The sequence below is a fragment of the Chryseobacterium sp. VD8 genome (assembly GCF_037149975.1).
In the GTDB taxonomy this organism is placed as follows: Bacteria; Bacteroidota; Bacteroidia; order Flavobacteriales; family Weeksellaceae; genus Chryseobacterium; species Chryseobacterium indicum.
Genome location: NZ_JBBCQL010000257.1, coordinates 1 through 6,018 on the forward strand (window position 1 = coordinate 1; position 6,018 = coordinate 6,018).

Annotated in this window: 7 protein-coding genes; 3 read left to right on the plus strand and 4 right to left on the minus strand. The window is 33.4% G+C overall.

The window, feature by feature from the left end:
* On the plus strand, positions 1-1,228 hold a 1,228-nt coding region (locus WFK35_RS19650; RefSeq protein WP_336734084.1), incomplete at its 5' end, for an ATP-dependent DNA helicase RecG.
* A gap of 573 nt (positions 1,229-1,801) precedes the next feature.
* Here the strand turns inward: WFK35_RS19650 and WFK35_RS19655 are convergent.
* The 4 genes from WFK35_RS19655 to dapA form a co-directional block, all read right to left on the minus strand.
* A complete protein-coding gene (locus tag WFK35_RS19655; RefSeq protein WP_336734086.1) occupies positions 1,802-2,248 on the minus strand; it encodes a response regulator in 447 nt (148 codons plus the stop codon).
* Positions 2,245-2,823 (minus strand): helix-turn-helix domain-containing protein, encoded by a 579-nt coding sequence (locus WFK35_RS19660; protein WP_336734090.1) that lies wholly within the window; start codon positions 2,821-2,823, stop codon positions 2,245-2,247. Before WFK35_RS19660 ends, WFK35_RS19655 begins: the two co-directional genes overlap by 4 nt.
* 296 nt (positions 2,824-3,119) lie before the next feature.
* A complete protein-coding gene (locus WFK35_RS19665; RefSeq protein ID WP_336734092.1) occupies positions 3,120-3,617 on the minus strand; it encodes a GNAT family N-acetyltransferase in 498 nt (165 codons plus the stop codon).
* A gap of 124 nt (positions 3,618-3,741) precedes the next feature.
* The gene (gene dapA, locus WFK35_RS19670) at positions 3,742-4,614 is read right to left on the minus strand and encodes a 4-hydroxy-tetrahydrodipicolinate synthase (RefSeq protein WP_336734094.1); all 873 of its coding nucleotides are present in this window, start codon (positions 4,612-4,614) and stop codon (positions 3,742-3,744) included.
* Between the two features lie 182 nt (positions 4,615-4,796).
* Here dapA and WFK35_RS19675 point away from each other — a divergent pair, with 182 nt between their 5' ends.
* On the plus strand, positions 4,797-5,564 hold the full coding sequence (locus tag WFK35_RS19675; protein WP_235132662.1) for a 5'-nucleotidase C-terminal domain-containing protein: 768 nt from the start codon (positions 4,797-4,799) through the stop codon (positions 5,562-5,564).
* Positions 5,564-6,018 (plus strand): metallophosphoesterase (locus WFK35_RS19680; protein ID WP_336734098.1); only part of this gene is annotated, 455 nt, incomplete at its 3' end. The genes WFK35_RS19675 and WFK35_RS19680, both read left to right, overlap by 1 nt.

The following is a 6,018-nucleotide window of genomic DNA, read 5'->3' on the forward strand; positions in this document are numbered from 1 at the left end:
GATGAACCGTCTTTTGCAGGGCGATGTAGGTTCAGGAAAAACCATGGTTGCTCTTTTAACGATGCTTATAGCAAAAGACAATGGTTTCCAAAGCTGCATCATGGCTCCTACAGAAATTCTTGCCCAGCAGCATTACAACGGAATTAAAGAGCTCTTAGAAAAAACGGAAGTTAAAATCCTGCTTTTAACAGGTTCCACAAAAAAATCCGAACGGAATAAAATTCATGAAGAATTGGAAAACGGTGAACTTTCTATTCTTGTAGGAACCCATGCCGTTCTGGAGGATAAAGTGAAATTTAAGAATCTCGGTTTGGCAATTATCGACGAACAACACAGATTTGGAGTGGCACAAAGAGCAAAACTTTGGGCAAAAAATAAAATACCTCCTCATATTCTGGTCATGACAGCAACTCCGATTCCGAGAACTCTCGCGATGAGCTTTTATTCTGATCTTGATGTCTCGGTTATTGATGAACTTCCTATCGGAAGAAAGCCTATCATTACGGCTCACCGAAGAGAAAAAGACCGTGCTTATGTTTATAATTTCTGCCGCGAGGAAATCCAGAAAGGACGCCAGGTTTATTTTGTGTACCCTTTAATTGAAGAATCTGAAACTTTAGATTACAAAAACCTGATGGAAGGTCTGGAAAATGTGATGGATAATTTCACACACTATAACGTAGCCATGCTCCACGGAAAAATGAAACCGGATGAAAAAGATGCTGCCATGAATTATTTTGCCTCCGGAAAAGCAGAAATTATGGTTGCCACAACAGTAATTGAAGTCGGGGTAAACGTTCCGAATGCTTCTGTAATGGTTATTGAAAGTTCTGAAAGATTTGGGCTTTCGCAGCTCCACCAGCTTCGCGGACGCGTCGGTCGCGGTGCGGAACAGAGTTATTGCATTCTGATGACTTCGGATAAATTATCTAAAGACAGCAGAACCCGCGTAAAAACAATGGTAGAAACCAACGATGGCTTCAAAATTTCTGAGGTTGATATGCAGCTTCGAGGTCCCGGCGATATTCTGGGAACCCAGCAAAGCGGTGTTGTAGATTTTAAAAGGCTGGATCTTGTGAATGATTCTGCTATTATTAAGGCAACAAAAAAGACGGTAGAAAAAATTTTAGAAGCCGATCCGCTGTTATCAAGACCGGAAAACCAGATCATTAAGAATTATTATCTGAGAAATTATAACGGTAAAAACAAATGGAGTAAAATTTCCTGAAAACAAAAAACCGCGAAAAGATCTTGTCTTCACGCGGCTTCCCCTTATAAAACTGTTATTTGAAGAAAATTTACTTTACTTCTTTAAAAATTCACTTCGCTTTTCGCTTAATATTTTGTGATGTGGTGTGTTGATATGATAATGTTATGATGTTTAAGCTTAAAAATTAAAGTAAAAAAAACAAAATGAATTATGTTTCCAATTGCTTATTTATAAAAACTAACTAGGTTTCTGACAAAGGATTTGAAAAATGAAACGATATATTCCTTTGGCAGTACTGAGTTTTCATGATTGTACCGTTTTGTTTAAAGATCTTCTGCGCTTTTAATTGGAAATTATTATAATTCATTTTGTTTAACTAACATTGTGATTTATATAATTTATTTCAAGATTGAAACAATTGTTATTCATTCATTTATCGTTTTTTTGATATAATAAATCTGTGTTTCAATTTCGGTAATGCTTCACAGACAATATAAGTATCTTCTCTACTTAATTATCACCTTTGTGTGAGTATTACTTTACAAATATAAAACTTTAATTTTAATTCCAAAATAATTTAACCATAATTTTTCACAGTTTCATGATAAAATTATTTCTGTTGAATCCTGAAGTATGATACTGCCAGTTTATAGCAATAATTTCGTTCACTATTTTTTTCATATCATTATAATTATCAGGAAGTTCCATTACTATATTTGCTCCTTTAACCAGAAACTCATCTTTGTCTTCATTTTTAAAATTATCTGAATAAATAACAAGAATCGTATTATTAAACTTGATATCTCCTTTAATTTCAGATAAAAATTCAGAAGCACATTTTTCGATCAGATCTTTACTGATCCATAATATTTCAGGAACAGGAATATCTTCTTCAGCCAATGATTGTAAAGCAGATTGTATATGATGAAGAACATTTGCTCTGACGGCTATTTTTGAATCCTTGAATATATTCTCAAAAAAGATCCGTTTTCCTTCATCTTCTTCTGCAAGAATGATATTCAGATAATCTTTGATCATACAGCCTTCAGATATTGTTCATTTGTATGTGAGGATTTCCTTCTCAGTGCAATAATTTTCTGGAATTGCGAAGGCGTCATACCGGTAGTATTTTTAAACTGTGTGCTGAGATGTGCCACACTCGAGTAATTCAGACGGTAAGCAATTTCCGTAAAACTAAGCTTTTTACTTATAATGAGCTCTTTTGCAAATTCTATTTTACGGATGATAAGAAAGTTTTCAATAGACGTATGGGTAATTTCAGAGAACAGATTAGAAAGATATCCGTAGCTGTGATTCAGCTTTTCAGAAATATAGATGGAAGCTTTTACAGAAATACCTTCTTCTGAAGAGATCAGCTCCACAATGGCATCTTTAATCTTCTGTACCAATGCAGCTTTCTGATTTTCAATAATTTCTATTCCGTAATCTTCCAGATTTTTTTTGAAAGTTGTATGCTGTTCCTGGGTAAGAGATTCATAGAATTCTACTTCACCAAAGTTCAAAAGCCTGTACTTGAGACCATGCTCCCGAAGCTTTTCGTCAAGTATTTTTTTACAGAGGGTATTAAAGTCAAACTTTACGTACATTTTCATCTTTTATAAATCCTTTTATGTTTATTGTAAATATAAAAATTTTATTTCAATTAAATGTGATATAATTTAAATTTGTTATTTCTAGCATAAATAAAAAATTCCTGCATTAATTAATACAGGAATTTAAACACTAAGGATGAAAAAAAATATATACTGATAAAAAGCTAAAAAAGCTTAGCACCAAGCATATGAATGTACTGTTTTAGGTGATTTGGTATTGCAAAGATGGACAAAATAAATAAATCACATTTTATAGAATTATGTTTAAGATTTATAAAATTCCAATCTGCAGCATCTTAAAATACAAATTCCATCAGGAAATCATCCATAACAAAACCGTCCCCAATATTCAGAACCACTTCATCATACACTTTAAAACCCTGAGATTCATAGAACTTTTTAGCGCTATTTTCTTTATTTACATTCAGAATAATTCTTTTATCATTACTCTCAGAAATTTTCTGCTTTAAAAAATTCAGGGCTTCTTTTCCGAAACCTTTTCCCTTACTTTCAGGAACCAGATAAATCCTGTGAAGTTTGGTTGTCTGTTCTTCATATCCGTTTTCATATCCCATAAAACCTTCAAAAGAATTGCTATTTTCATCAAAAATCAAGAAATAATGATAATCAGGATTCTTCAAATGTGTAGAAATTTCTTCTTCAGAATACATTTTTCCCAACATATAATTAATCTGTTCGGCAGAAATAATTCCTGAATAGGCACTTTCCCAGGATCTTCTTGCCAAATTCTGGATCAGAGGAATATCTTTTTCTGTAGCTTCTATTAATTTCATATAATTAAATTTTAAAAATTGAAAAAGGTGAAAGAACTTATCTTTCACCTGATATTTTTAGTATTGCTTCAAATGTTATTGCAGATTCACAATTCATTTTAAAGCAGATGACTGCAATTCTCTTTTAAATATTCGCCATTTCAGCTTTAATTTTTGCATGAAGACCTTCTGAAGCAGCTACCAAAGGAAGTCTCAGATAATTTTTGATGATTCCCATTTCTGCCAAAATTACCTTAACTCCACAAGGATTTCCTTCTGCAAAAATCAGTCTTGTGATCTCAACCAACTTGTTATGAATTTCATATGCTTCATCCACTTTTTTATCAAAAGCTAACTGAACCATGGTAGAAAATTCTTTAGGATAAGCCTGTCCGATTACAGAAATTACCCCTGCTCCACCAGCCAAAGTTACAGGAAGTGTATATTCATCATCTCCTGAAACCAGATTGAAACCTTCCGGTTTTTTTCTTAATATATCAAAATACTGAAGAATATTCGGAGCCGCTTCTTTTATCAGGAACAGGTTCGGAAATTCTTTTGCCAGACGCAGTGTTGTTTCTGCCTCAACATTCTGCCCTGTTCTGGAAGGTACATTATAAATGATAATATTTTTTCCTGTGGAAGCCAACGCTTTGTAATGCTGATAAAGCCCTTCCTGATTAGGTTTGTTATAATAAGGAGACACAGAAAGTACTGCTGTAAATTCAGAAAGATCAGCTTCTTCAATCTGTTTCTTAACTTCAAGAGTATTATTTCCGCCGATTCCTAAAACCAAAGGAACGCGTTTATTATTAACCTTAATGATGTGTTCAACCACCTGTTTTTTTTCTTCAGCAGAAAGTGTTGCAGCTTCCGCTGTAGTTCCCAAAACAACTAAATAACTGGTTCCGTTTTCGATATTGTAGTCTACCAATTTTGTTAAACTTTCGAAATCTACGGATAAATCTTCATTAAAGGGCGTTACCAAAGCAACACCTACTCCTTTTAAAATGCTCATCTGTTAGAATTATTTTTGCCAAATTTAATCATTTACGAGAAGAATTTCTAATAATTAATAATGTTTTATTATACATATAATTATATTTGCATATACTAAAAAAAGTATGGCTAAGTTATCTGCTAAAATGTTTATCCAATAGACTGATAAGTACAGATGCTTTAATAAATAATTTACAGCGTATGAAAAATAAATTCTTGTTATTAGGAATTGCTCTGGCTACTCTTTCGGCTTGTAAGACGGCTTCTTCGGCTTCTTCCATGCAGATTGCGAATGTGAGAACCCAGAAAAATATTTCTATTAATAATGAGCTGAAAAATGATGAGGAATTTGTAAAAATTATTGAACCTTACAAACTGAAACTGGACAAAGAAATGAACCAAAAGATCTCTCATACCAATACAGATCTTACAAAACAGGGGGATAACAGTAATTTAGGCAATCTTTTAGCAGATTATACTTTTGACGGAGCTGATGTATGGGCAAAGAAAAATTTACAGAAAAATGTAGACGCAGCTCTCATCAACATCGGAGGAATCCGTACCACGATCGGGAAAGGAGATATTTTACTGAAAAGTGTTTTTGAAGTGATGCCTTTTGAAAATGAAGTAATTATCGTAAAAATGAAAGGCAGCGATCTACAGGGACTTTTTGATTATTATGCAGAACATCAGGTAAACAATCCTGTTTCTCATTTATATATAGAAACCAATAATAAACAGCTAACCAAAGCTTTAATCAACGGAAAAGCAGTAAATCCGGATCAGGATTATTATCTTGCAACTTCAGACTATCTTGCATTGGGAGGCGATAATATGAAATTCTTCTCGAAAGGAGAAATGATTCCTACAGGAATGAAATTAAGAGATCTTTTCATTGATTATTTTAAGAAAAATCCTGAAGTAGTTTCTAATACAGATGTTCGTTTAAATTTTATCGGTAAGAAGTAATGGATAGAAAAAGTTTTTTAAAAGCAATAGGAGGCGGAACTTTAGCAATGGCTTTAGCTCCCAATATGATGATGGCGGAAGAATTAAACCTTCTTGATTTAAAGTCCGCAACGAAACTTACTATTCTTCACACCAACGATCAGCACAGCAGAATAGAGCCTTTTGACGCTAGCTATACGAAAAATCCTAATCAGGGAGGTTTTGCAAGGAGAGCAAGTTTAATACAGCAGATCAGAAATCAGGAAAGCAATGTTTTACTTCTGGATTCGGGAGATATATTTCAGGGAACTCCCTATTTCAATTTTTTCGGAGGGGAACTGGAATTCAAATTAATGTCGATGATGAAGTATGATGCTTCCACAATGGGAAATCACGATTTTGATAATGGACTGAATGGTTTTTTAAAGGTGTTACCCAATGCAAAATTCCCTTTCATCTGTTCAAATTACGATTT